Below are 25,831 nucleotides of genomic sequence, written 5' to 3'. Positions count from 1 at the left end.
GATGACGCACATGGAGAGTTGTACAAAAGCAACAAAAGAATGGCTTAATAGTGTCGAGTACCGTGAAAAGAACTTTGCCCGTGAAAAGCTTGTCATCAATCCCGCTAAAGCATGCCAACCTCTGGGTGCCTTGCTTTGTGCCTTAGGGATTGAGGGCTGTCTCCCCTTTACACATGGTTCCCAAGGTTGTACTGCATATTTTCGCAGCACCCTGTCTCGCCACTTTCGGGAACCGGTAGCCTCCGTTTCGGATTCGATGACTGAGGACTCGGCAGTGTTTGGCGGTCAAGCCAACTTTATCGAAGGGTTAAAGAATGCTTATACGGTATATAACCCCAAAGTCATTGCTGTTTACACAAGCTGTATGGCTGAAGTCATTGGGGACGATATTAACTCCTTTTTAGGTAATGCCAAGGAGCAAGACGCGGTACCCAAGGATTTTCCTGTTGCTCTTGCAAATACTCCGAGTTTTAAGCAGTCTCATATCGCAGGATATGACTCGATGCTGAAAGGGCTCATTGAGTGTTTAGCCACTCCTAGACAGGAGGATGAAATCAACGATCGTCTCTATCTTGTCCCAGGCTTTGACACCTATCCGGCCAATCTTCGTGAATATAAACGTCTTTTGAAAGTTATGGATGTTCCCTATACTCTTTTACCTGACTATAGCAATGTTGTGGATACTCCTAACTTAGGTAAGTATGAATTATATCCAGGTGGAACACCCCTTGCGGAAATGACTGAGGCCCTAAACGCTGCTGGTTATCTATTATGTCAGACATACTCGACCTCTAATACCGGAAAGTATCTGACCGGTGAGTCTATTCCCGTTGAAACCATTTCTATGCCCATCGGGCTAGCGGGCACGGATAAATTTATTGAAGCCGTCGCTAAATTAACGGGCAAAGAGGTTCCCGATGAAATTACCTATGAACGGGGACTTGCTGTAGATGCCATGACCGATGCCCATCAATATATTCATGGTAAAAAGTTTGCTCTCTTCGGTGACCCAGATGTTTTGATGGGATTGGTCTCCTTCCTCCTGGAAATGGGAGGGGAACCAGTTCATATCGTTTGCTCAAATTCGACCCCTTTATTTAAAAAAGCCATGGAAAAGTTACTGGCCTCCAGCCCTTACGGAAAAGGAGCAACATTATACCCCAATAAGGACCTTTGGCACCTGCGTTCACTTTTAGTTACGGAACCGGTGGATATGCTGATTGGTGACTCCCATGGTAAATGGGCTGCCCGTGACGCTAACATTCCCCTTGTCAGAGTGGGTTTTCCTGTCTATGATCGTGTAAATCTCCATCGCTACCCAATTGTCGGTTATTCAGGAGTTATTAACTTAATCACCATGATTGCCAATACGTTTTTGGAGGAAAAGGATCGGGCTTCAACAGACGCATACTTCGAATTACTGCGCTAGAATGGAGGGGTGCTTCATGTTTACCAATCTTACCAAGTTAGATCTTAAAGATAAAGAGTGTCAGTCGGAAGTCGGTTCGCCTAAATTATGCATGAAGGCCCTACCCGGTGAAGGGGCAGAACGCAGTTGTGCCTATGATGGGGCGCGAGTTGTGCTGATGCCGCTTACGGATGTAGCGCACCTCGTTCACGGACCGATTGCCTGTGCAGGGAACTCTTGGGATAACAGAGGAGCTCGCTCCTCTGGTTCCCAACTCTTCCGACGGGGACTGACTACTGATCTTATGGAGAATGACGTAATTTATGGCGGCGAACAAAAGCTTAAAGAGTCCATCTTGGAAATCGCCGCTCGTCACAACCCCAAAGCAATATTTGTTTATTCAACCTGTGTATCTGCCTTGATCGGTGATGACGTGAACACCGTCTGTGAACAAGCTGAAAAGGAATTGACGATTCCCGTGATTCCCGTAAATTGTCCAGGATTTTTAGGAGATAAAAACATTGGCAATCGTATTGCCGGGGAAGTTCTATTTGATCGAGTCATCGGCACAGGTGAGGGACCGGATGATAAAATACCTCTTTCTGTTAACTTGATTGGGGAGTATAACATCGCCGGTGATCTATGGGGTATTCTACCGGATTTCGAAAACTTAGGGATCACTGTCCAAACGGCCATTACCGGGGATGCTAAATTCGATGACATCCGTTCCGCTCATAGAGCTAGTCTTAATGTGCTTATCTGTGCTAAAAGCCTGACCAATTTAGCCAGAAAAATGGAAAGTAAATACGGTATACCCTACATGGAGGGGTCCTTTTATGGAATCCATGACACCTCTGAAACCTTGATCAACATCGCTAAAGCCTTGGGAGATCCAGATTTACTGGAGAGAACCTTAGCCTATGTGCAAAAGAAGGAAGAGGAAACACGAAAGATCATCGCCAGCTACAAAAAATTACTTGAGAACAAACAGGCGATCTTGTTTACAGGCGGTGTTAAAACCTGGTCCATGGTGTCAACCTTAGCTGAACTGGGGATTAACATTTTAGCTGGAGGGACGCAAAACTCCACACCAGACGATTTTCAACGGATGAAAGCACTGATGGATCCTACAGCTCAGATCATTGAAGATACAAGTCCAGCAGGCTTTCTAAAAATCATAGCCGAGAAAAAACCAGATCTGATCGTTGCTGGAGGAAAAACAAAATATTTAGCCCACAAAACAAGAACCCCCTTTTTAGATATAAATCACGGTCGGAAACTGCCTTATGCTGGTTATCAGGGTATGATCACCTTTGCCGAGAGCTTAGCCCGTACAATGCATAGTCCAGTTTGGGGGCTTTTAAAACAGGAATTCCCTCCAAAGGAGAGTGAATGAGATGACTAAAAATAGACATTATGAGGGAAACCCCCAGAAAAACAGCCCCGCTCTTGGAGCAACACTGGCTTACCTTGGCGTCGATGGACTTTTGGCCGTACTTCATGGCTCTCAGGGGTGCTCTTCGTTCATTCGCTTACAGCTTAATAGGCATTTCAAGGAATCAATTCCCTTGAATTCCACCGCTTTGTTGGAAGACTCGGTCATTTTCGGCGGTTGGGAGCATCTTAAAAAAGGCATTGCTGTGGCAGCTGATAAATACAACCCTCAAATTATCGGCGTGATGAGTTCGGGACTTACAGAAACTTATGGAGACGACATGGATAGTGCCTTGGCCAGCCTTCGCTTGGAAAGACCAGATTTAAAAGATCTGCCTGTAGTAATTGCCGGTACCCCAGACTATATCGGCTCCATGCAGGAAGGTTATCAACGTACGGTAGAGGCTCTAATAACTACCCTTGCCGGGCATCCCGCTAAGGCTTCGGAGCAATCATATTCAGATGAAGAAGCGTACATCGCTTTATTGCCCGGTTGCCATTTGACTCCTGGTGATGTGGACGAACTGAAAGAGATTATTGTGGATTTTGGCTTTAGACCCCTTACCATACCTGATCTTTCCATCTCTCTGGATGGGCATGCCGAGCTAGAGGCTGCCCCTGTGGTTCAGGGGGGAACGCCTCTCGAAGATTTTCAGCGCTTGTCAAAAGCAATGGCTTGTTTATCCTTTGGTTTGAGTATGGAGAGGGCAGGAGAAATCCTTAAGGAAAAATACAATATCCCCCATTATAATTTTCCCACCTTAACTGGTTTAACTGCCACGGATTCCTTTGTTTTAACTCTTGCCAAGCTATCAGGCAAAGAGATACCGGAAAAACAACTTCGACAAAGGAGTCGCTTGCTGGATACCCTGGCAGACTATCATGATCAATTGGGAAAGATTAAGGTTGCTATCGCCTTAGAGATGGATCTTCTCTATAGTTTAGGGTCTTGTTTGGCTGAGGTGGGAGCTGAGATTACAGTGGCCATGGCAGCATCACAAGCCGGAATGGATAGGCTATCCTTACCCATTCCCATCGAAGTGGGAGACTTGGAAACCCTTGAAGAGCGAGCAGGCAAGAGTAAGTTAATCATCGCCAACTCAAACGGTCGGATAGCTGCAGGGGAGCTTAAACTACCCCATTTGCGAGCGGGTCTACCAGTATTTGACAAGGCGGGTTATCCGCAGAAATGCTGGATTGGCTATGAAGGCACGCAACGATTTCTCTTTGATGCGTTAAATTCAGTAAGTTAGGAGTGAACAGCATGCTTGTAGGCTTTGCTAGTAGCGATGGATTAACTATTGATTCACATTTTGCCTCTGCCCCGGGATTTGAGATATATGTATTTGCCAAGGATACCCAAGGTATTTACCAGGCATCTTTTGCTGCAGAAGACTTGGTAGAATCCGAAGATAAAGTCGATACCCAGATAAAAATGCTCAAAGAGTGTGCTATTGTTTATTGCACCCAGATAGGCGGCCCAGCGGCAGCACGATTAGTTCAGAGTGGCATTCATCCCATCAAAGCACTTGAGGGGACTCCAATAGACGATGAAGTGAATCGACTTAATAAATTGCTGCTTTCTCAAAAACTACCACCGTGGTTAAAAAAGAAGCTGGATACTGAGAAAAATTAAAAAAGTTACTTGGGGGGATTTGAAGTGAGCGTGGTATATAAAACCTTTGGCGGATCACCTTGGACACCATTGTATGTGGATTCCTTTGATAAGGACAAATGTCTCGGATGCGGACGATGTGTAAAACTATGTGTTCAAAAATGTCTAGGGATAGAGACTTACGAAGATGATGAGGGAACAGAGCGGCAAATAGCAAAAATCTCCAATAAAGATCAATGTGTCGGTTGCCAATCTTGCGGGAGTATCTGCGTTCGGCGTTGTTACACCTTCAAAGAAAAAACAGCTTAAGGCTTTCGCGAGACCATTGTAGTAAAAAAAATAATAAAGGAACGATTGGAGGGATTGAAATGCATAAAGCATGTACACAAGGAAATATGAATACTCCTAACCTAAATCTCGGGCATCCTTGTTTTTCAACAAAAGGGCATGGTAATACAGGGCGTATACACTTAGCCGTAGCGCCAGGATGCAATATCTCGTGTAATTATTGTGTGCGAAAATTTGATTGTGCTAATGAATCCCGTCCAGGCGTGACCAGTAGGGTACAAACTCCTGAAGAAGCCCTTGAGACAGTAAGGAAAGCAAAAGCATCCAGTATCGGATCCAAACTTACCGTAGTCGGAATCGCCGGTCCAGGAGAGCCTTTAGCAAATAGTGCAACCTTTGAAACCTTAAGAGGAGTAAAACAACACTTCCCGGATATGATCCTGTGTATAAGCACCAATGGACTCCTATTACCAGAAAAGATCGATGAATTGGTTGAGATTGGGGTGTCTCACGTTACAGTGACGATCAATACTCTGGAAGAGCAAGTAGGAGCCCAAATTTATAGTTACGTTCAATGGGAAGGTAAAACTCTGATTGGGCCTGATGCTGCAAGGATCCTAATAAATAATCAACTCACTGGACTTGAATTGGCTTCGAAGGCTGGAATGACTGTAAAAGTTAACACTGTGCTTATTCCTGGAGTCAATGACCAGCTTTTATTCAATTTGGGCTTAGAAATTAAGAAGAGAGGTGCCCACCTTCACAACATTATGCCTTTGATTCCCCAAGGAAAACTCGCGCATATCAAGGCTCCGACTAAGGAACAGCTAATGAATGGTCGTCATAGTCTTGGCTCACTTCTACCCCAGATGACTCATTGTCAACAATGCCGTGCTGACGCTATTGGAGTGCTCTAATAGTGCAAGAAAGCCAAAGACCTTCTTTAACAGTGCACGGTGCTGCCTCGTGTTCTTGCGAAAGAAGGTTTTTGGCTTTAGAGGGCACGAAGAATCGTCTAATGGTTCGGAAGGTATGATTGAAGATTCGTAGGCTAGGGGGAAGGATAGTGACTGATCGGATGCCGGACCCAATGATTAGAAGAGCAAAGTATGCTGACATAAGCGCTATGATCAGACTGCTAAGGATACTATTTTCCATTGAAAGCGATTTTTCCTTCCAGGAAGAGACTCAAAAACGTGGTCTGGAAATGATGCTGGCTGATCGTAAAAATCGGTGTGTTATGGTCGCTGAGCTAAATGATCAAATCGTAGGAATGTGTACGGCGCAGCTTTTAGTGTCCACTGCCGAGGGTGGGATAGCTGCATTAGTCGAAGATTTAGTAGTTGATGACACCTATAGAGGGAAAGGTATAGGGAAGGATTTGCTATTTGCTATTGAAGGATGGGCGATTTCACAAGGGGTAAGGCGCTTGCAGTTATTAGCAGATCGCAACAACACACGGGCATTTGGGTTCTATAAAAAGATGAATTGGAAGGTTACTGAGCTAATCTGTTTAAGGACTCATGTATGACAAGCGCCCGTGAATTAAGAAATAGAGCAAGCTAACTAATGTGAAAATACACTGGTGGGTTAGGAGGAAAGCGTTATGATTCGAGTTGCATTTTGTAGCGAGGATGAACAATACATTGATGCCCACTTTGCACGAAGTTCGAACATTATAATTTATGAATTTGCACCTTCTTCTTTTTATAAGGTCGGCATACTCAGTTTTAAGTCTAAAGGGATTAAGGACAATAACCCTCAAGAAATCTTAGAGCATCAGGATTACGAACGGGAAGATGAGGAGAAGCGACTACTTGAACGGATCGAAGCGGTTAAGGGGTGTTCCATTTTATATTGTAGCCAAATCGGTGGACCTGCGGTTGCTCGGCTCATGCAACACAATATCTTTCCTTTAAAGACTCAAGGGGAGATGAGAATTGATGAGGCGGCTCAAAGGTTGCATCAAATGTTCATCAATAATCCGCCTCACTGGCTACAGAATAAATTCTGAAAGTTCTTCTTCAGTCAAGACTTATTGATCTAGTGTAGATACGCCTGCTGCAGATGACTCATTGCGTGTCGTACAGAGGCTATAGGCTAGTTTAAAGGGGGGTAAATAATGCGTGACTCTGTGTGGCTCTGTGATACAACCCTTAGAGATGGTGAACAAACTCCAGGTGTGGCCTTCAGTTTTGAAGAAAAGGCCAGGATTGCAACCCGCTTATCAGATGCGGGTATCGATGAACTCGAGGTTGGGGTTCCCAGCGTTGGCCCAGATGAATTTGATTCAATCCGACGGCTTGTTAATTTGCGTTTACCAGCACGATTAATGACCTGGAATCGGGCAGTACGTTCTGACTTAGAAACCAGTTTTCGAACGGGAGTAGGTGGAGTTTCAGTTTGTATCCCAGTCTCTGATCAGCATATTCAACATAAGTTAAGAAAAAGTCGAGCATGGGCAATAGAGAGTATGGGGGAATTAGTTACCCTGGCAAAAAAGGAGGGGAAATATGTATGCCTGGGGCTTGAGGATGCCAGTCGGGCTGATGTTGATTTTCTCATGAGTATTATCAAGGAAGCGGAGGGCTTAAAGGTCGATAGGATAAGGCTCGCAGATACTTTGGGTGTATTAGATCCGCTTGAAGTTTACGTGCGTTTTTTTCCACTAGCCCGTAGAAGTACTATACCGCTTGAGTTTCATGCTCATAACGATTTTGGGATGGCTACTGCAAATGCTCTCGCAGCCATAAAGGCAGGGTTCAAAGCAGTGAGTGTGACCGTAGGAGGGCTCGGTGAAAGAGCGGGTAATGCACCTCTCGAGGAAGTCGCGGTTGCAATACAGCACGTTTTGAATCGATCCACTTTACTCGATATAAGTCAAGTTCATTCTATTTGCCTCATGGTAAGTTCAATAACACGCCGAGAGATTCCCCATTCGAAGCCAATTGTAGGGTCAGATGTATTTACACATACTTCAGCGGTTCATCTCGATGGAATTCGCAAGGATGTTGTTAACTATCAACCGTTTCCTCCAGAGAGCATCTCACGTGAACACACTATGGCCTTTGGAAAGTACTCCGGCGCAAAGGAACTTGTAAGATTGCTTGAGAAAGAAGGGATATCTTACAACCAGGATCAACTGACAGAACTCTTAATTAGGGTAAGACTGTATAGCAGCGTCAAAAAAACTTCCCTTGAGGTAAAAGATATTCTACCCTTCGTGGAGAGCATCAAGCAAGCACGAAAAACAGTTAACTCTTAGCATGACCCCATCTTTCATAAGTATACAGTGTTCATTGCCAAAACCTCTTGTTATTTATCTGAAACTGCAGTATCTTAGATACAAGATAAATAAAGGCAATGGCGCCGTACAAGAATCTGGCTTAACCGGATTTTTGAACGGCGTTTTTTATTTTAGAAGGGGGGCTTTGAATGCAAGAACGTATACAGAATCAAGATAAGCCTTCTCTGGAACGAATCGCACTTTCCTTGGCGTTGACGGAAACACGTGAAAAAGAGGATGAGTTAAAAAAGTGGATGCTTTCCAAAAACGTGCATTGTGCGGTGACCGAGATAGGTGGGACGTTTGCAGCCTTGCAGCCGACAGGGAAATTGACACATTCGGTGCTGTCCGCTGCAATCAATACGGGTATTATTAAAAAAGAGGCAAAGGACATCCATGCACTCGTTCATGCTACTTTAGAAGCGAGTACTAGCGTGTTTATCCATACGAATAGCAATGCGAGCTATGCGCTAAAGATTGGCATAGCAACAGATCGAGACTGGATTGCCATTGCGATATTCGGTCGTTCATCCCTTCATGCTCTTTCAGAGCATTGTCGAGTAGGTTTAGGGTATATGCATTTATAGTTTCAAACTATACGGGTGCCAAATCGGATGATTTGGAAGTGTTAAAGTGTTAAAGAGAGAACCCTGATTCAAACTGATCTAGGGGTCTCTCTATTTTTTTACTCAATATAAGGGGATTTAATGATTAACTACCACGATTAGGGGGTGATGTTTCGAAATGATCTGCTTGGGCAGCTATTTAACAGAAATTAAGAAGGGAGATACGACGAAAGGGTATGGAAATAATAATAGATTAATTAAGCGTTATTACTAAGGAAATGGATGGAGGAAATAAGAATGAAAAGATTATGGGTATTATTAATTACAGTTATAAGCATGTTGGCCCTTCCCGCTTCGGTCTTTGCGGCAGAGACATCAACCGTAGATACAGGGGATACAGGTTTTATACTAATGTCCACAGCACTCGTCTTTTTAATGACTCCAGGTTTAGCCCTTTTTTACGGTGGGATGGTTCGGAAAAAGAATGTCTTAAGTACGGTTATGCATAGTTTTATTATTTTGGCCATCGCGTCTGTTCTCTGGGTTGTAGTAGGTTTTAGCATGGCCTTTGGTCCAGATCATGCTGGACTAATCGGGGGGTTAGATTGGTTGGGACTTACTGGAGTAGGTATGGAACCTAATCCGGATTATTCAGCAACCATCCCCTTCCTAGTGTTTATGGCTTTTCAAATGATGTTTGCGATTATTACGCCTGCCCTTATCTCGGGTTCAATCGCTGAACGTATGAGATTTCCAGCGTTCTTGGGATTCATCACCTTGTGGTTACTTGCAGTGTATTTCCCCTTGGCTCACTGGGTATGGGGAGTCGGTGGATTCTTACGGAATATGGGTGCTCTTGACTTTGCTGGTGGAACAGTCGTGCATATCAGCTCAGGGGTTTCAGGGTTAGTAGCTGCCTTGGTTATAGGTAAACGAAAGGGTCATGGTAAAGAACCGATGGCTCCTCACCAAATCCCTATGACAGTATTAGGGGCTGGGATTCTGTGGTTTGGTTGGTTTGGCTTTAATGCAGGAAGCGCCTTAGGGGCGAATGGCTTAGCAGGTATGGCCCTTGTTACGACGAACACATCGGCAGCTGCAGCCGCATTATCCTGGATGGCAGCAGAATGGATTCATCGCGGTAAGCCCACTGTCCTCGGAGCAGCCAGTGGAGCGGTAGCAGGGCTCGTCGCAATCACACCGGGAGCAGGGTTTGTCACTCCCTTATCGGCACTTTTCATTGGATTAGTCGGTGGGGTACTTTGCTACTTCGCTGTGGGTGTACTCAAGGCAAAACTGGGCTATGATGATGCTTTAGATGCCTTTGGCTGTCACGGAGTTGGTGGAGTATGGGGAGCACTGGCTACAGGGATTTTTGCCACGAAGGCTGTGAATTCTGCAGGAGCAGATGGACTTTTTTATGGGAATTCAGCTCAATTAGGAATTCAAGCCTTAAGTGTGGGAGTAACCATTGCCTTAGCTGTTGTCGCAACTTTTGTCATCCTTAAGCTGGTGGGAGCATTTACGAAATTGAGAGCGACTTCCGAAGAAGAAGAGATAGGATTGGATGTATCCATGCATGGAGAAGAGGCATACCCAGACTTTATAGGTAATGGATTCATGCCGGCACCTATGTTAGCATCTAAACCCCAGGCAATTTCTGTAACAAACGGACATCCAGCGAGTTAAAAGAAGAAGTAGCAGTTTAAGGATTTATTAATAAGAATCTTATTTAAGATTTTAGGGGGAAACTCGATGAAGAAAATTGAAGCAATTATTCGACCTGGCAAACTCGATGAGGTTCAAGCAGCACTAGATCAATTTGGAGTGTCAGGACTTACAGTAACTCAAGTCATTGGTTGCGGAAAACAGAAGGGGCATACTCAAATCTATCGGGGAGTGGAATACAAGGTTTATCTCCTTCCTAAAGTCAAGATTGAAGTGGTTGTTAAGGATCAAGCGGTTGAACAGATTATCCAAATCATTTCAAAAACTGCACGGAGCGGAGAAGTTGGAGATGGTAAAATCTTTATATATCCTGTGGAAGAGGCTGTACGGATCAGAACGGGTGAATCAGGCGAAGTTGCTCTTTGAAGAGAGAGTGTGAGTATACAATATTTCAACGTAGATTGGTTGCGTTTTTCAAGAACTCTAAGTAAAATAAGGGTATAACTTAATTTGGATTGGATTAAAGCAATGGCGCTTTGGGAGTAGAGATACTCCCAAAGCGCCTTTCTTTTATACAGCAATTTAGGTTTATGCTGAAAGGAGAGGATAATAACTTGCTTAGCAATGAACTCACTATAGATTCATCAACAGATGCATCAATCTTACTCAGTGAGCTTAAAGAGGCGAACCAAAAAATGGGGAAAGTAATTTCCTCCATTCAAGAAGTGGCAAAGCATACGAACCTGTTGTCTTTGAATTCCGCCATAGAAGCGGCAAGAGCAGGAGAAGCTGGCCGAGGATTTGGTGTAGTGGCCGATGAAATTAAGAAATTGGCCACACGTAGTCTAGCTTCAACCAAGGAAAGTACACAAATTGTGGACAATATCCAGACTAAAGCCAATGAAGTCATGGCTGCACGGACCGCTGATGTAGCCTATGATACAATCGATAAGATTGATCGAAACCTTTTTGAACGAAACTGTGATGCTCAAGCTTGGGCAAGATTTGATAAGGTGAGAAATTGTTTTTCTTCTAAAGAATCGGATAGCATTTCAGCTGCAAATACTCTTTTAAAGTCGCTCGTCGAAATTTACGAAGTATATATCGACCTTTATGTATTAGATACTGAAGGAACAATTGTTGCAGCAGGTGTCCATCGTGAACTTATTGGTAAGAACTATGCAGACAAGGATTGGTTCAAGGAGGCAAAGGCGGCAAATTCTATATCCGTTACTGATCTCTTCTTATCCTCTCTAGATAATCTATATACAGTAGCTTATACCTGCCCGATTGTTAATGAAGAGGGTCAAACCTTAGGTTACTTCTCCACACGTTTTAATTGGGATTTTATCTACGATATTATAGATACTGCCCGAATCGGAAAAAACGGGGACATTTTCATTATTAATAAAGAGGGAGATGTCATTGCCTGTCGAAGCCGGAAGGGAATATTAAAAGATAATCTAAAACATTTGGAGGCGGCTAAGCGAGCTATTCGTGGGGAGAATTATGGGTTTATATTAGAAAAGAATAGTGCTGGAAATTCGAGAATCTACGGCTATGCGCATACAAGGGGATATAATGCGTATAAAGGAAAAGATTGGTCAGCAATAATCTGCGAAACATTATAAGTAGGCAAAGGCGCCGCACGATGATCTAGACTTTCTGGATTTTTGTACGGCGTTTATGTTTTTTAAAGTCAAAGCTAAATTTTTATAAAGTAAGTTGTGCATTCAAGCAAGCAGATAGGAGGAAATAAGAATGAAAAGATTATGGGTATTATTAATTACAGTTATAAGCATGTTGGCCCTTCCCGCTTCGGTCTTTGCGGCAGAGACATCAACCGTAGATACAGGGGATACAGGTTTTATACTAATGTCCACAGCACTCGTCTTTTTAATGACTCCAGGTTTAGCCCTTTTTTACGGTGGGATGGTTCGGAAAAAGAATGTCTTAAGTACGGTTATGCATAGTTTTATTATTTTGGCCATCGCGTCTGTTCTCTGGGTTGTAGTAGGTTTTAGCATGGCCTTTGGTCCAGATCATGCTGGACTAATCGGGGGGTTAGATTGGTTGGGACTTACTGGAGTAGGTATGGAACCTAATCCGGATTATTCAGCAACCATCCCCTTCCTAGTGTTTATGGCTTTTCAAATGATGTTTGCGATTATTACGCCTGCCCTTATCTCGGGTTCAATCGCTGAACGTATGAGATTTCCAGCGTTCTTGGGATTCATCACCTTGTGGTTACTTGCAGTGTATTTCCCCTTGGCTCACTGGGTATGGGGAGTCGGTGGATTCTTACGGAATATGGGTGCTCTTGACTTTGCTGGTGGAACAGTCGTGCATATCAGCTCAGGGGTTTCAGGGTTAGTAGCTGCCTTGGTTATAGGTAAACGAAAGGGTCATGGTAAAGAACCGATGGCTCCTCACCAAATCCCTATGACAGTATTAGGGGCTGGGATTCTGTGGTTTGGTTGGTTTGGCTTTAATGCAGGAAGCGCCTTAGGGGCGAATGGCTTAGCAGGTATGGCCCTTGTTACGACGAACACATCGGCAGCTGCAGCCGCATTATCCTGGATGGCAGCAGAATGGATTCATCGCGGTAAGCCCACTGTCCTCGGAGCAGCCAGTGGAGCGGTAGCAGGGCTCGTCGCAATCACACCGGGAGCAGGGTTTGTCACTCCCTTATCGGCACTTTTCATTGGATTAGTCGGTGGGGTACTTTGCTACTTCGCTGTGGGTGTACTCAAGGCAAAACTGGGCTATGATGATGCTTTAGATGCCTTTGGCTGTCACGGAGTTGGTGGAGTATGGGGAGCACTAGCAACTGGGATTTTTGCAACGAAGGCCGTTAACCCTGCAGGAGCAGATGGACTTTTGTATGGAAATGCAGCTCAATTCGGAATTCAGGCTTTAAGTGTGGGAGTAACCATTGCCTTAGCTGTTGTCGCAACTTTTGTTATCCTTAAGCTGGTGGGAGTATTTACGAAATTGAGAGCGACTTCCGAAGAAGAAGAAATAGGATTGGATGTATCCATGCATGGAGAAGAGGCCTACCCAGACTTTATAGGTAATGGATTTATGCCGGCACCTATGTTTGGCTCTAAACCGGTCGCAATTCCCGATACAAACGGATATCCAGCTCGTTAGAAGTTAAGTAGTAGTTCGAAATTAATTCGAAATAAAAATCTATGAGTAAAAGTTTAAGAATGAGCTAAATACAACGAGATAATCTCAAAATATAAAGGGAGGGAACTCAATGAAGAAGATTGAAGCGATTATACGACCCGGCAAGCTCGATGAGGCTCAAGCTGCATTAGATGAATTTGGAGTAACCGGACTCACAGTAACTCAAGTCATTGGCTGCGGAAAACAGAAAGGGCACACTCAAATCTATCGGGGAGTGGAATACGAGGTTCATCTCCTTCCTAAAGTGAAAATTGAAATGGTTGTGAAGGATCAATCGGTCGAACAGATTATCCAAATCATTTCAAAAGCCGTACGAAGCGGAGAAGTTGGAGATGGTAAAATTTTTGTTCATCCCGTGGAAGAGGCTATACGGATTAGGACGGGCGAAAAAGGTGAAGACGCTTTATAAGGCGAGAAGACTCCCACCTCTTTAGGTGGTGCGATGAATCGCCGTCCCCAAATATTTCCCGAACTGATGTTCCTATCATCTCCTGCTCATGGTAAAATATAGTTAAAATGGATGAGAGGAGTGTTCGCTATCATTCGGGCATATAAGCTGAATTTCCAGACCTCCAATGGCGATCTCAATCGTCTCTTTTCCTGTAACCGCATCTCTGCCCAAATCTGGAATCATTGTCTTGGGCTTGCCAAGGAACATCATCAAAAAACAGGGCAATGGATTAACCGCAAGACTCTTCACTTGGCCACCAAAGGTCAGTACCCGATCCATAGCCAATCCATCCAAGCGGTCTATGAGAAGTATCTGGATGCCCGAGAGAATGCTCAGAAAGTGAGAGCCTTAGGGCATGCTCAGATCCGTTATCCTTATAAAGAGAAAGAGCATTTTAATACGAAGTGGAAAAAGGATGGATTCCGGATTCGCGAACAGGGAAAAATCGAGTTGAGTTTAGGAATTATCGAGGGGAAACGTCAGAAACCGATTGGGGTACACGTTAAGAAATTGCCACCCGGCCAAATTAAAGAGATTGAACTCATCTATGACCGAGGCCTAAAGTTAGCGATCACCTTCGAGGATGGCCAAACACCCAAAGAAAACAGAGCCCAGGGCTTAGCGGCTATTGACTTAGGCGAAATTCATACCATTACCTCAGTCTGTGATCAGGGTCAAGCCGTTATGATTACCGGACGCAAGGTACGAAGCCTCGCGCGGTTACGTAATAAGAAATTGAAAGAACTCCAAAAGAAACTCGCTCAATGTCAGAAAGGTTCTCGTCAATGGAAAAAGTATCGACGCGCTTTAAGTTATGTATTAAGTAAGAGTGAAGCACAATTAATAGATGCTCTCCACAAAACCACCCGAAAGTTCGTCAATTGGTGCCTGGAAAATCAGGTTAAGGATGTCGTCATAGGGGATGTCGAAGGAGTACAGCGCCACAACTCACCTAAGAAAAAACAAAACAAGCGAAAGCGATCGTCGAAACTCAACCAGAAACTATCCCAATGGCCGTTTGGTCGAACCACCCGCTATCTCCAGTACAAACTTGCCGCCGAAGGAATAAGCTTAAAAAAGGTGGACGAAGCTTATAGCACACAAACGTGTCCCGTTTGTGGGAAGAGAAAGAAACCCTCTTCTAGAAATTACAGCTGTATATGCGGTTATGAACAACATCGAGATATCCATGGAGCGAACAATATCTTAACAAAGCACAAGTATGGACAGTACCGAGAAATTGCTCTAAGCGGATATAAGTATCTACGGATCGCCTAAAGCGAGAAGTAGTAGGAGCCATGGACCTGGCCCATATGCCGAAGGGCATATCGTTGCTGGCGCGACCTAAATGATGGACTCACACTCACTGAGTGAGGCGTTTCGAAACCGAGATACCCTTGAGACATACATTTGGACTTAGCCAGAAGCCCCGAACCTCTTAGCATAGCGTGAGGTCGGGGACGTTCACAAGGTAGAGTATGAGTAGTAACAGTATTTCGATCCAAGAACGGTTGAATTTTTACAAACTCTAAGTAAATAGCTTCCACAACCTTATCCAGACGGGAGGTGGTGGAAGCTAACTTGGCATAGTAAAGAACAAAGGATCAATTAAATTCTCCCAACAAATTAGCCTTTAATACTAACAATGCCGTCGACGGTTCTTCCTTTCGTTTCGGTAATTAAAAACACTGAGACCAATACACAAATGACTGCCGGAAAAGCAAACATATTCATAGTACTGCTAAAATCAAAGCCGACCTGTTGAATATAACCTACGAATAATGGGCTGAGAAATCCTGCGATTCGTCCAAATGACTGAGCCCAGGAGACACCAGTATTTCTAAATTCGGTTGGATATATTTCAGCCATGAGAGGCAGTGCTCCACCATTCGCATATTGCATGCAAACACCAACTAACACCGCAATAATAAGTACTGCCCATTTGCCTGTAACAGCTCCTAATAGGAGAATTGCTGCTGCAGTAAACAAAAAGCTAACAATAACATTTTTTCTACGTCCAATAATATCTGCAACAAAGCCTGTTGCGAATCCACCAATCGATCCAATAAGATTTTGTAAAATAGAGAAAGTATATCCAAGAACCAATCCATATCCTTTTCCGATAAGAAGGGTTGGCATCCAACTTGTTACCCCATAAATAATAAACATGCTCATGAAGTAAAGAAGCCAAACACTTAACGTTTCTTTCATATAACCTGCAGAAAAAAGAGCACTTACCCCTACTTTTTTAGGGGCAGGCGGTAAAACTATACTACCAGGGAGCCATTCGCTAGCCTTACCTGTAGCAACTATCTCCATGCGTTTAATTATTTCTATGGCTTCTGCTTCACGCCCTTTGCCTATAAGCCATGCTATAGATTCGGGCATTTTAAATAAAATGAATATCGCGTAAAGAGCAGGTAACCCTCCCATAAGAAAACACACTCTCCACCCATATGTTGGAACCACATTAAGGGCCACAATTCCACCAAGTACCCAGCCCCAGCCATAAAAACACAATGTCGCTGCTGTAAAAAAACCCCTATTTTTAGTTGGAAAATTCTCGGATGCCAGTGTTATTGCAACAGGTATACAGGCACCAATACCAATACCACTTATTATCCTGAGAATAGCAAAGACTGCAAAACTTGGCGCAAAATAAATGGGGAAGGTTAGCAAGGAATAGAAAGCCACAAAGAAAGCAAGAGTCCTCTTTCTCCCGAAACGATCAGAACACATCCCGGCGATTACTCCCCCTACCACCACACCAAGCATACTCCAAGAAGCAAGGCTTCCAGTTTGAACCTTCGTTAAGGCCCATTCCTGGGCCATCTGCGGCATTGTATAAGCAACAATGATATAGTCATAACCATCAAACACCAGTGCGAGACCCACCAATACCCATATTGTCCACGTGTATTTTGTGACTCCTAATCGATCAATTATGGAAGAAATCGTAGTCTTAGTCATACATTTACCGCCCCCTATATTTTTTATGTTCACTGCTTAACAATGTCTAATTACATAATCACTCCCCTCAAGTGACTTTTTGCACATGATTGATGATTAAAACTTAATAATAAGAAGATGGATACGATATAGGTCATAGCTTAAGCTGGGTGGCATTGGTTTAATAGGTAAAGTGATCTTTATCTTTTCCCTGCTCTAACCATGAGCGAGCGTTCTATCCATATAAAATTACTTTATTATACCACAATATTTCCTACCTGTACCCTGAATTTGTCGCTTTTACTATCTATTTTTTAGATAATTCCAGTTTCGCCAGTATCAGCGTTTGATGTAATCAAACTAAAGGAGAACGACTATTGGGACGGCGAAACAGGTGAAGACGCTTTATAAGGGTAGTGCAAATTTAGAAAGTGTTTTGAAAAATCTTATTATGGAAAAGTCTCTTGTAAATAAATAAGATATTAACTATAATAGGGCAATAATCAACTTGATTAACAAACAGTTACACGACTGGCGGATATGTTGTAGAACAAACTACAATGGAGTGTAACCTGTTCATGCCGACCGCCTGGGCGAAGACACTATGCTACCTTGTTAGGGGTAAAGCTGTCTTCATTCAGGCGGTCTTTATTTTTATGCAGAAGGAGCAAGGAAAAAAATGGAGCAAAAGATGAAGCAAGAGATGAACAAAGAGTGGTGTAACTTTAAAAATGGAGCATGGCAGAGCGAAGTGGATGTACGGGACTTTATCCAGAAGAATTACACACCTTATCAGGGCGATGAGGAATTTTTAAGTGATAAGACCGAGAAAACGGCCGCCCTTTGGGACGAATGCCTAGATTTATTGAAACAAGAAAGAGCAAACCATGGGGTTCTGAGTATCGACACGAGCCGAGCAACTGGGATTGCCGCTTATGGTCCTGGCTATATCCATAAGGAGTCGGAAGTTATCGTTGGGTTACAGACAGAAAGGCCTTTAGAACGTTCGGTACATCCTTTCGGGGGACTTCGGATGGCGAAGCAGGCCTGTGAAGCGTATGGGTATCAGATGGACAAGTCTCTAGATGAATTTTTTACTAAATACCGTAAGACACATAATGAAGGAGTTTTTGATGCCTATACTCCGGAGATGCGCGAGGCGAGGAGTCGTGGAATTATCACTGGACTTCCCGATGCTTACGGTCGAGGGAGAATCATCGGGGATTACCGGAGGGTTTCCTTATACGGAGTGGATCGACTGATTAAGGGGAAAGAAGAAGATCTAAGAAAGCTTAATGATGCCACAATGAATGAAGAAACGATTCGTTTACGCGAAGAAATTAAAGAACAGATCAAAGCATTAGATGAATTAAAAGAAATGGCGTCCTCTTATGGCTTTGATATTAGTCGCCCAGCGAGCAATGCGAGTGAAGCATTTCAGTGGTTGTATTTCGCTTATCTCGGGACGATTAAGGCAGAGAATGGAGCTGCGATGTCCTTAGGCAGGGTGAGCACGTTCCTCGATATTTACATCGAGCGGGATTTGAGTCAAGGTTTGCTCACAGAATCTCAAGTTCAGGAACTCGTCGATCAATTTATCATCAAGCTGCGGTTAGCTCGTGAGCTTAGAACACCAGAATATGAGGAACTCTTTGCTGGAGACCCCTTATGGATTACGGAAGTCATCGGAGGAATGGGAATGGATGGTAGGACAATGGTTACAAAAAATTCCTATCGCTTCTTGCATACTCTTTATAATTTAGGCCCGGCTCCAGAGCCGAATTTGACGGTCTTGTGGTCGATAGATTTACCTGAGAATTTTAAAAGGTATTGCTCTAAAGTCTCCATTCACACAAGTTCTTTACAATATGAAAATGACGACATCATGAGAGACTATTATGGGGATGACTATGCAATCGCCTGTTGTGTTTCTCCGATGAAGATTGGACAACAGATGCAGTTTTTCGGGGCAAGATCAAATCTGGCTAAGCTTCTACTTCTCGCCATCAATGGGGGTAAAGATGAGAATACTGGGGAGCAGTTGGGACCGGAAGTACCTCTTTGCGAGGAGGAAGTGCTTGATTTCCATAAAGTAAAGGAGAACTTCCTGATCCTCCAAGATTGGCTGTGTAAGCTCTATGTAAATACGATGAACATCATCCATTATATGCATGATAAATATGCCTACGAGAAAATTCAAATGGCCCTTCATGAGAGTCACGTTGAGCGAATCATGGCCTTTGGAGTGGCAGGCCTCTCGGTCGCTGTGGACTCCCTTAGTGCTATTAAATATGCCAAAGTTTATCCTATTCGCAATGAACAGGGAATCACAGTGGACTTCAAGATTGAAGGTGACTTCCCGAAGTATGGTAACGATGATGATCGGGTCGATCAGATAGCTATTGAGCTAGTACAAGGTTTTAATGAGAACTTAAAAAAATATCCGGCTTATCGCCAAGCTAAACATTCCTTATCTGTTCTTACGATTACGTCTAATGTTATGTATGGGAAGAAGACTGGATCTACCCCGGATGGCCGTAAAAAAGGAGAGCCCTTAGCCCCTGGGGCAAACCCGATGCATGGAAGAGATACCCATGGAGCTCTCGCGAGTTTAAATTCTGTAGCCAAACTTCCATATGAGGCATGTCGAGATGGCATCAGCAATACGTTTTCCATCGTCCCGATGGCTTTGGGGAAAGATAAGGAAACTCGAGAGTTAAATCTAGTCCAATTACTTGATGGATATTTTACTCAGCGGGCTCATCATCTTAATGTGAATGTTATGGATCGAGGCCTCTTAGAAAAGGCTATGGAAGAACCGGAAAACTATCCTCAACTCACTGTTCGGGTTTCCGGGTATGCTGTACACTTTACTAAATTGAGTCGAGCTCACCAACTTGAGGTTATCAAAAGAACCTTCTTTGACCGAATGTAGGTAGTAACTTAGATAGGTATTTTAAAGGAGCATATTTAAGGAGTATATTAATATGAAGGGAAAAATTCACTCAATTGAGAGTTTGGGGACAGTGGACGGTCCAGGAATACGTTCGGTTGTCTTTTTCCAAGGCTGTTCTTTACGATGTAGATACTGCCATAATCCCGACACCTGGGACAAGACTTGGGGGATGGAAATCGATTCAGCGGAGGTTGTCCAAAAGGTTATGCGGTTCAAACCCTACTTTGGGAAGCAGGGGGGAATTACCCTATCCGGTGGGGAACCCTTGCTGCAACCAGAATTTGCTGCCGAAATCCTTAGAGGGTGTAAAGAAAAGGGGCTTCATACAGCAGTCGATACTTCAGGCTGGGTCGATCTATCTGCTTTAGAAAAAGTTCTTCCTTATGCAGATCTTTTACTCTTAGATGTTAAGGCCTTGAATACAGCTGAATACGAGTGGTTAACTGGAAAAACCGATGAGAAATTTCGAGAGGCGATCGAGCTAATTAAGAGGAAAAAACAGGAACTCTGGTTGCGTTATGTTGTTCTACCCGGAATCAATGACTCTCCTCGTCACCAGAAGCAATTGAAAGAACTCGTCCATTTTCTTGGCTCTTGTGTCAAAAATATAGAATTCTTACCCTATCATAGTTTAGGGGTATCCAAATGGGAAAAACTTGGTTTACCGTATTCATTGGGTAAGCTCCAAGCGCCGAGTCTAGAACAAATGGACCAAATGAAGCAAAACATTAATAATAGAGAAGTATATGTATAGAAAAAGAGGGCGAACCGAGGAGGTTCGCCCTTTATATAAAAGAAGGAGGGAAGGAAAAAATTACAAACTTGAGCTTATTTCTCCGAGTGCTGCTTGGACTTGCTTGCTTTGTCCATCTCGGATGAAGGTGATGTTAATTTGATCTCCGATATTGTATTTGTAAAGCTCTCGAACGAGGTCAGAGGAACTTTTGACTTTTGCGTCATTGATTTGGGTAATGACGTCTCCTTTAACGATTCCGGCCTTAGCTGCGGGGCCGTTAGGTTGTGCTTCAGCGATATAAGCGCCAAGGGGTAAATTATTCGTCTCTGCGTAAGTTAAGTATTGGTCGTTGACCGATACCAAAAGGGCAGGATGTTTAGCTACTCCAGATTTGATTAACTGCTGAATGATTGTGTTTGCATCACTGATCGGGATGGCAAAGCCCATTCCCTCAAACCCAGTTGCAGCATATTTGGCGGAGTTGATTCCAATGACTTCCCCTTGATAATTGACCAGTGGTCCTCCACTATTTCCAGGGTTTATAGCGGCATCGGTTTGAATCAAGTTATAGAGGCCAGCTTCTCCTGTCATTTCGAGAGTACGATTGGTAGCGGAAACGACTCCTGTGGTTACTGAACGTGCGAATTCATTACCACCGGGGTTACCGATGGCTACGACCGATTCTCCAACTTCTAGTTTTGAGGAGTCACCGAGCTTAACGGCTGTTAAGTTACTCGTATCTGAGATTTGCAATACCGCTATATCGGTCCGTGGATCTGTACCTACGAGCTTTGCATCCAGATTCCGACCATCGCTCAAACTCACTGTGATTTTCTGAGCACCTTCAATGACATGATTGTTCGTGGCTATATACCCTTTTTGAGCGTCAACGATGAAACCGGAACCGCTACCTGCTTCAGCGAGTCCTGAACTTCCACTTCCGAATCCTCGTCGACTGGTTTGAAAATTGGATACCCCCACTACAGCAGGACCAACATTTTTAGCAATCTGTGCGACAGGGAAGTTCGTCTGGGTGTCCGAAGAATTGGAGACGAGTGTAGCTGGAGTAGAGGTAGAGAGAGTAGACTGAGTCGATTGAGCGGATTGAAGGGAGCTGAAGGCTTGGGGATTGATGCTCTGGAGTATTGAAACAGATGTAAGTCCTCCAATGAGTGCACTCACTAAGCATAAACTTGCTAGAGATATAAACTTGCCTTTGCGTTTGGGTGGCTTCTCTTGGGGGATTATAAAGTCGTTTTCGTTCATTACTAGACCCTCCTGTGGTTAAATTTTTAAATGACAGAAATTCGCAAGAGCACTTCTTAGTGCTTGACTTAAGTATAAAGTTCCTATCTGAGATTAACCTGATGGTTAACTGAAAATGTGCTGAAACTTTTACAGTTTAATGCCATAATGGAAAAAGACAACCTATTTTCAGGATATCTTCAGCTGACATTCAGCTAACTTTCAGCAAACCTTAAAGAAACTTTCAGGTAGCCTTAAGGTTTGATTCAGGAACTTGCCTCATACTTAATGAGAATAACTCACAATGTCTACATAAGGGGGAGTAGATAATAACTTCTCGACTCGCTCGACTAGCTTGAGCAGTAAGTTTTTAAATTGTATTGGATAATTTTTTAAGTTAGTGAACTTTTTCATTTTGAAAAAACTTAAAGGAGGAGCGTTAAAAAGGACATGAAGAAAAAGTTGACGGTTACTTTAGTCCTAGGAATCTTAATTTTAGGCGGGGGCGGCTATTGGGCTTACCAGCATTTTAAAACCGTACCTCAGACTTCATCTACAATTACAACCACGGTGAAAAAGGGTGATGTCAAAAAGGCGATTACAGCGACGGGAACAGTAAAATACCCCGAGGAGATACCGTTGGGCTTTGAACAAACGGGATCCGTGACAGTCAAAGAAATTTATGTTCAGGCTGGGGATGCGGTCAAAGCTGGTCAAGTACTTGCTCAAATGGATACTGAAACCTTGCAGCAGCAGGTCACCAAGAGCATCGCAAGCTTAAAAGAAGCGGAACTTACCTGGCAGGAACAGCAGGTGAACGCTCAAGGAGATATTGTTAAGGCGAAGCAAACGTTAAGAACTGCAGAGCAAAATGCTGACCCAGCTTATCTTACGAATCAGACGCATATTGCTGAGCAAAATGTTCTCAATGCGAGCAATAACTTAGCGAAGGCACAACAGGGTGGGGATTCATCAAGTATTCAACAAGCTCAATCTTCTCTAGCCCAAGCCCAGGCAAATCTTGCGACAGCGCAAAATACACAAAATGGAGGGGCAGCTCAAACAGTTGAAACGGCTAAGGCCGATTTGGCAATTGCTGAAGCAAAGTTAAAGCGACTTGCAGAAGGAACTTCACTCGCTGATAAACAGACTGCGGTGATTGAAGCCCAGGATAATTTAGCGAAGGCCAACATCATCGCACCGGCTGATGGAGTGATTGTTGATGTCCCAATCAAGAAGGGTCAAACCATCAATAATTCGACGACCGTGATGAATCTAGCCACAGGCGGAGATTTGTTAATCGTTGATTCTGTCGTTTCGCAGGCGGAGATCTCCGAGATTAAAGCAGGACAAAAAGTGGAGGTCACCTTAGATTCTGCTCCAAATGAAAAAATGAGTGCAACGGTTAGTAAAGTTTCCTTGAAAGGTACTACGACACAGAATGTAACTACCTTTAGTGTCACTATGAAGATGGATCAGGCCAGTGAATTATTGCGTGCTGGAATGAATGTAAATGTAGGAATCATAATAGCTGAATCGAAAAATGTCCTAACTGTACCAAGTCAGGCAATTAAAACACAAGGAAACCAAAAGGGGGTACTCGTCGTTCAGGGTTCAGGTACAGAAAATCAGCCCTCCACAGGCAATAACCCTCAAGGAGGTACAAAGCGTCAAACCCAAGATGGAAGTACAAATAATTCGGAAACAACTTCTCCCCAAAACTCAACTCAACAGTCAGGTAATAACAGACCGCAGAATTCAAATTCAAGTACGGCAAATCGTCAGGCTCAAGCTGGGAATACAGGAAGCACTGAGAACCTGAGTGCAAGCACGAATACTCGCTTTGTTCCAGTGGAAATTGGGATTGATGATGGAACAAATGTAGAGATTAAGAGCGGCCTAACTGAAGGTCAAGTTGTTGTCACAGGGACTCGGTCCACAACTACCACAACGAAGACAAACTCAAATACAAATTCTAACTCCCGATCTGGAGTCTCTGTACCTGGCATGGGTGGTGGTGGAGGTGGATTTGGTGGAGTACCGCTGAGATAGAAGGGAGGCAGAAGATATGATCCAACTCAAAGGGATAAAAAAAATCTATAGCACTGGGGATATTCAGGTTCAAGCGTTACGCGGTGTGGATTTTCATATCGGAGCCGGAGAATTTGTAGCAATCATGGGCCCTTCAGGATCGGGTAAGTCCACGACGATGAATATCCTCGGTTGCCTCGATACACCGACAGCGGGAGAGTACTTTTTAGATGGGGTTAATGCGGCTAAGGCTTCACCCAATGAGCTTGCGGTAATTCGGAACCAGAAAATTGGGTTCGTTTTTCAAGGCTTCAACCTTTTACCAAGAACGACGGCTTTAGAAAATGTTGAACTCCCTTTACTATACGCAGGAGTAGGAGGTAAGGAGCGCCGAAGTCGGGCAATTGCAGCGTTGGAATCTGTGGGCTTAGGAGAACGAATTCATCATCGTCCGAAGGAATTGTCCGGAGGGCAGCAACAGCGCGTGGCAATTGCTCGGGCTCTCGTCAGCCGCCCTGCGATTATCTTAGCGGATGAGCCAACAGGCAATTTAGATAGTAAATCCAGCGAAGAGGTAATGGGTATTTTTCAGCGCCTTCATGCGGAAGGGAATACGATTGTTGTCGTTACCCATGAGCCTGATATTGCTGAATTTACACGTCGGATTATCCGCTTTCGCGACGGTCATATCGAGAAAGATGAGGCAGTTGTCAATCCTCGTTTGGCTGAAGTTCCCGTTGTGCAAGAGAAAGGAGAGGCCGTGTGAATTTTTTTGAATTGATGAGGGTCTCCCTGCGAGCTCTCTTTGCCAATAAACTGCGTTCCATATTGACCATGCTTGGGATTATCATTGGGGTTTCGGCGGTCATCGCTATGGTCGCGATCGGTAACGGAGCTTCACAATCTGTATCTTCCCGTGTCCAAGGTCTCGGTTCCAATCTGTTGATTGTATCCCCTGGGCAGTCTAATTCTGGAGGTGTTCGGGGTGGGAGTGGAAGTGCCAATACCCTGAAAATGGAGGATGTACCAAAGGTTAAGGCTGCGGGGTCAGCGGTGAAGATGGTAGCGCCTACGGTAAGTTCAAATGCTCAAGTGGTCTATGGCAAGGGGAACACTTCTACAAGTGTAATGGGGACCACAACCGAATATGCTACAATCCGAAATATCCAAATAGCTCAGGGCCGATTTATAACTGAGGAAGATATAGAGAAGTCTTCACGAGTAGCCGTAGTGGGCCCGACAGTTGTAGAGAATTTGCTAGGGGATGCCAATGCTGATATTATCGGAAAGTCGATTAAGTTGAACAACGTACCCTTCCAAGTTGTTGGAGTCACCGTTAGTCAGGGGTCTTCGGGCGCTACAAACAATGATGATACGATATTTGCTCCAATTTCCACGGTACAGTCGCGTTTAACAGGGAGTAAAGCTGTTCGCCAAATCTATATCGAAGCAGCATCTGCAGATTTGATGACTGAGGCACAGGATGAGGTAACCTATGCCCTGCAAACTGCCCATAAGATTCCAGCAGGTCAACCAAATGACTTTACGGTTACAAACCAAGCTGAGGTTCTAGAGACGATGAAGGAAATCTCACAAACCATGACCATGCTACTCGCAGGGATTGCTGCAATTTCTCTGTTAGTTGGTGGTATTGGTGTCATGAATATTATGCTCGTCTCCGTAACGGAAAGAACGCGAGAAATTGGGATACGAAAGGCCATCGGGGCAAAGGGTAAGGATATCTTGTCCCAGTTTCTAATCGAAGCAGTGGTGCTAAGCGTGATTGGAGGCTTAATTGGAATCTTGCTTGGGTGGGGCGGGGCAATTCTTGTAAGTAAAGTCTTTAGCATGGCCGCCAGCGTTTCCTTGTCTTCCGTCGGCATGGCCTTCGGGTTTTCCGCTATGATCGGAATTGTTTTTGGAGTCGTTCCTGCAAGGAAGGCTGCCAATATGGATCCGATTGAGGCGCTTAGGTATGAGTAAGACGGAAGAGATAAGACGGATTT

The 25,831-nt window shown here is 44.1% G+C and carries 23 protein-coding genes and 1 riboswitch; of the genes, 21 read left to right on the top strand and 2 right to left on the bottom strand.

All coding sequences use genetic code 11. From position 1 onward, the window contains the following. The first annotated feature begins 1 nt into the window (after nt 1). The 16 genes from nifK (at nt 2) to ACZ42W_RS19315 (ending at nt 15,186) form a co-directional block, all read left to right on the top strand. Nucleotides 2-1,429 (top strand): nitrogenase molybdenum-iron protein subunit beta, encoded by a 1,428-nt coding sequence (gene nifK / locus ACZ42W_RS19390; RefSeq protein WP_464166899.1) that lies wholly within the window; start codon nt 2-4, stop codon nt 1,427-1,429. Nucleotides 1,430-1,445: 16 nt separating this feature from the next. Then, entirely contained in the window at nt 1,446-2,804 is a 1,359-nt protein-coding gene (nifE, locus tag ACZ42W_RS19385; RefSeq protein WP_464166898.1) for a nitrogenase iron-molybdenum cofactor biosynthesis protein NifE, read from the top strand. Between the two features lies 1 nt (nt 2,805). Further along, a complete protein-coding gene (nifN, locus tag ACZ42W_RS19380) occupies nt 2,806-4,095 on the top strand; it encodes a nitrogenase iron-molybdenum cofactor biosynthesis protein NifN (protein WP_464166897.1) in 1,290 nt (429 codons plus the stop codon). Between the two features lie 11 nt (nt 4,096-4,106). Beyond that, complete coding sequence (locus ACZ42W_RS19375) at nt 4,107-4,478, top strand: NifB/NifX family molybdenum-iron cluster-binding protein (protein WP_464166896.1); 372 nt, start codon at nt 4,107-4,109, stop codon at nt 4,476-4,478. 24 nt (nt 4,479-4,502) lie between these two features. Next, nucleotides 4,503-4,766 carry a ferredoxin family protein gene (locus ACZ42W_RS19370; RefSeq protein WP_464166895.1) on the top strand — a complete coding sequence of 88 codons (264 nt, stop codon included), beginning with the start codon at nt 4,503-4,505 and terminating at the stop codon, nt 4,764-4,766. A 59-nt stretch (nt 4,767-4,825) separates the two neighbouring features. Beyond that, a complete protein-coding gene (locus tag ACZ42W_RS19365; RefSeq protein WP_464166894.1) occupies nt 4,826-5,662 on the top strand; it encodes a radical SAM protein in 837 nt (278 codons plus the stop codon). A gap of 161 nt (nt 5,663-5,823) precedes the next feature. Continuing rightward, nucleotides 5,824-6,276, top strand: coding sequence for an N-acetyltransferase family protein (locus tag ACZ42W_RS19360; RefSeq protein WP_464171103.1), 453 nt, complete (start codon nt 5,824-5,826; stop codon nt 6,274-6,276). Between the two features lie 75 nt (nt 6,277-6,351). Continuing rightward, the gene (locus tag ACZ42W_RS19355) at nt 6,352-6,759 is read left to right on the top strand and encodes a NifB/NifX family molybdenum-iron cluster-binding protein (protein ID WP_464166893.1); all 408 of its coding nucleotides are present in this window, start codon (nt 6,352-6,354) and stop codon (nt 6,757-6,759) included. Nucleotides 6,760-6,867: 108 nt separating this feature from the next. Next, the gene (locus ACZ42W_RS19350) at nt 6,868-8,010 is read left to right on the top strand and encodes a homocitrate synthase/isopropylmalate synthase family protein (RefSeq protein ID WP_464166892.1); all 1,143 of its coding nucleotides are present in this window, start codon (nt 6,868-6,870) and stop codon (nt 8,008-8,010) included. Nucleotides 8,011-8,180: 170 nt separating this feature from the next. Beyond that, nucleotides 8,181-8,618: a HutP family protein gene (locus ACZ42W_RS19345; RefSeq protein ID WP_464166891.1), complete on the top strand. Its 438-nt coding sequence runs from the start codon at nt 8,181-8,183 to the stop codon at nt 8,616-8,618. 276 nt (nt 8,619-8,894) lie between these two features. Continuing rightward, nucleotides 8,895-10,286: an ammonium transporter gene (locus tag ACZ42W_RS19340; protein ID WP_464166890.1), complete on the top strand. Its 1,392-nt coding sequence runs from the start codon at nt 8,895-8,897 to the stop codon at nt 10,284-10,286. 66 nt (nt 10,287-10,352) lie between these two features. After that, nucleotides 10,353-10,691 (top strand): P-II family nitrogen regulator, encoded by a 339-nt coding sequence (locus ACZ42W_RS19335; protein WP_464166889.1) that lies wholly within the window; start codon nt 10,353-10,355, stop codon nt 10,689-10,691. Nucleotides 10,692-10,879: 188 nt separating this feature from the next. Further along, nucleotides 10,880-11,896, top strand: coding sequence for a methyl-accepting chemotaxis protein (locus tag ACZ42W_RS19330; protein ID WP_464166888.1), 1,017 nt, complete (start codon nt 10,880-10,882; stop codon nt 11,894-11,896). 130 nt (nt 11,897-12,026) lie between these two features. Beyond that, nucleotides 12,027-13,418: an ammonium transporter gene (locus ACZ42W_RS19325; RefSeq protein ID WP_464166887.1), complete on the top strand. Its 1,392-nt coding sequence runs from the start codon at nt 12,027-12,029 to the stop codon at nt 13,416-13,418. Nucleotides 13,419-13,527: 109 nt separating this feature from the next. After that, nucleotides 13,528-13,866 (top strand): P-II family nitrogen regulator, encoded by a 339-nt coding sequence (locus tag ACZ42W_RS19320; protein ID WP_464166886.1) that lies wholly within the window; start codon nt 13,528-13,530, stop codon nt 13,864-13,866. Nucleotides 13,867-13,977: 111 nt separating this feature from the next. Beyond that, nucleotides 13,978-15,186 (top strand): RNA-guided endonuclease InsQ/TnpB family protein, encoded by a 1,209-nt coding sequence (locus ACZ42W_RS19315; protein WP_464166885.1) that lies wholly within the window; start codon nt 13,978-13,980, stop codon nt 15,184-15,186. 348 nt (nt 15,187-15,534) lie between these two features. Here the strand turns inward: ACZ42W_RS19315 and ACZ42W_RS19310 are convergent, their stop codons facing one another. Then, nucleotides 15,535-16,878: an MFS transporter gene (locus ACZ42W_RS19310; RefSeq protein WP_464166884.1), complete on the bottom strand. Its 1,344-nt coding sequence runs from the start codon at nt 16,876-16,878 to the stop codon at nt 15,535-15,537. Nucleotides 16,879-17,374: 496 nt separating this feature from the next. Continuing rightward, nucleotides 17,375-17,459, top strand: a riboswitch (ZMP/ZTP riboswitch). 101 nt (nt 17,460-17,560) lie between these two features. Between ACZ42W_RS19310 and pflB the strand changes: the two genes are divergently transcribed. Then, nucleotides 17,561-19,792 (top strand): formate C-acetyltransferase, encoded by a 2,232-nt coding sequence (pflB, locus tag ACZ42W_RS19305; RefSeq protein ID WP_464171101.1) that lies wholly within the window; start codon nt 17,561-17,563, stop codon nt 19,790-19,792. Nucleotides 19,793-19,844: 52 nt separating this feature from the next. Continuing rightward, a complete protein-coding gene (pflA, locus tag ACZ42W_RS19300) occupies nt 19,845-20,567 on the top strand; it encodes a pyruvate formate-lyase-activating protein (protein WP_464166883.1) in 723 nt (240 codons plus the stop codon). 60 nt (nt 20,568-20,627) lie between these two features. Here pflA and ACZ42W_RS19295 read toward each other — a convergent pair whose 3' ends face one another. Next, entirely contained in the window at nt 20,628-21,815 is a 1,188-nt protein-coding gene (locus tag ACZ42W_RS19295; protein ID WP_464166882.1) for a S1C family serine protease, read from the bottom strand. Nucleotides 21,816-22,244: 429 nt separating this feature from the next. On the opposite strand from ACZ42W_RS19295, the gene ACZ42W_RS19290 reads away from it, so the two are divergent. From ACZ42W_RS19290 to ACZ42W_RS19280, 3 genes are read left to right on the top strand one after another with little or no spacing between them, the layout of a single operon-like run. Continuing rightward, on the top strand, nt 22,245-23,846 hold the full coding sequence (locus ACZ42W_RS19290) for an efflux RND transporter periplasmic adaptor subunit (RefSeq protein ID WP_464166881.1): 1,602 nt from the start codon (nt 22,245-22,247) through the stop codon (nt 23,844-23,846). A 16-nt stretch (nt 23,847-23,862) separates the two neighbouring features. Beyond that, a complete protein-coding gene (locus tag ACZ42W_RS19285; RefSeq protein WP_464166880.1) occupies nt 23,863-24,591 on the top strand; it encodes an ABC transporter ATP-binding protein in 729 nt (242 codons plus the stop codon). Then, nucleotides 24,588-25,808: an ABC transporter permease gene (locus ACZ42W_RS19280; protein ID WP_464166879.1), complete on the top strand. Its 1,221-nt coding sequence runs from the start codon at nt 24,588-24,590 to the stop codon at nt 25,806-25,808. Before ACZ42W_RS19285 ends, ACZ42W_RS19280 begins: the two co-directional genes overlap by 4 nt. The last annotated feature ends 23 nt before the right edge of the window (nt 25,809-25,831 follow it).

This window comes from Desulfitobacterium elongatum (genome assembly GCF_055378975.1).
Note: the sequence above shows the minus strand (reverse complement) of the source record. Positions and strands in the feature narration are given on the sequence as shown.

Bases quoted from the DNA above. Each gene is read 5' to 3' on its own strand.
- nifK (WP_464166899.1), top strand. From the start codon at position 2: ATGACGCACATGGAGAGTTGTACAAAAGCAACAAAAGAATGGCTTAAT.
- nifE (WP_464166898.1), top strand. From the start codon at position 1,446: ATGTTTACCAATCTTACCAAGTTAGATCTTAAAGATAAAGAGTGTCAG.
- nifN (WP_464166897.1), top strand. From the start codon at position 2,806: ATGACTAAAAATAGACATTATGAGGGAAACCCCCAGAAAAACAGCCCC.
- ACZ42W_RS19375 (WP_464166896.1), top strand. From the start codon at position 4,107: ATGCTTGTAGGCTTTGCTAGTAGCGATGGATTAACTATTGATTCACAT.
- ACZ42W_RS19365 (WP_464166894.1), top strand. From the start codon at position 4,826: ATGCATAAAGCATGTACACAAGGAAATATGAATACTCCTAACCTAAAT.
- ACZ42W_RS19360 (WP_464171103.1), top strand. From the start codon at position 5,824: ATGCCGGACCCAATGATTAGAAGAGCAAAGTATGCTGACATAAGCGCT.
- ACZ42W_RS19355 (WP_464166893.1), top strand. From the start codon at position 6,352: ATGATTCGAGTTGCATTTTGTAGCGAGGATGAACAATACATTGATGCC.
- ACZ42W_RS19350 (WP_464166892.1), top strand. From the start codon at position 6,868: ATGCGTGACTCTGTGTGGCTCTGTGATACAACCCTTAGAGATGGTGAA.
- ACZ42W_RS19345 (WP_464166891.1), top strand. From the start codon at position 8,181: ATGCAAGAACGTATACAGAATCAAGATAAGCCTTCTCTGGAACGAATC.
- ACZ42W_RS19340 (WP_464166890.1), top strand. From the start codon at position 8,895: ATGAAAAGATTATGGGTATTATTAATTACAGTTATAAGCATGTTGGCC.
- ACZ42W_RS19335 (WP_464166889.1), top strand. From the start codon at position 10,353: ATGAAGAAAATTGAAGCAATTATTCGACCTGGCAAACTCGATGAGGTT.
- ACZ42W_RS19325 (WP_464166887.1), top strand. From the start codon at position 12,027: ATGAAAAGATTATGGGTATTATTAATTACAGTTATAAGCATGTTGGCC.
- ACZ42W_RS19320 (WP_464166886.1), top strand. From the start codon at position 13,528: ATGAAGAAGATTGAAGCGATTATACGACCCGGCAAGCTCGATGAGGCT.
- ACZ42W_RS19315 (WP_464166885.1), top strand. From the start codon at position 13,978: ATGAGAGGAGTGTTCGCTATCATTCGGGCATATAAGCTGAATTTCCAG.
- ACZ42W_RS19310 (WP_464166884.1), bottom strand. From the start codon at position 16,878: ATGACTAAGACTACGATTTCTTCCATAATTGATCGATTAGGAGTCACA.
- pflB (WP_464171101.1), top strand. From the start codon at position 17,561: ATGAACAAAGAGTGGTGTAACTTTAAAAATGGAGCATGGCAGAGCGAA.
- pflA (WP_464166883.1), top strand. From the start codon at position 19,845: ATGAAGGGAAAAATTCACTCAATTGAGAGTTTGGGGACAGTGGACGGT.
- ACZ42W_RS19295 (WP_464166882.1), bottom strand. From the start codon at position 21,815: ATGAACGAAAACGACTTTATAATCCCCCAAGAGAAGCCACCCAAACGC.
- ACZ42W_RS19290 (WP_464166881.1), top strand. From the start codon at position 22,245: ATGAAGAAAAAGTTGACGGTTACTTTAGTCCTAGGAATCTTAATTTTA.
- ACZ42W_RS19285 (WP_464166880.1), top strand. From the start codon at position 23,863: ATGATCCAACTCAAAGGGATAAAAAAAATCTATAGCACTGGGGATATT.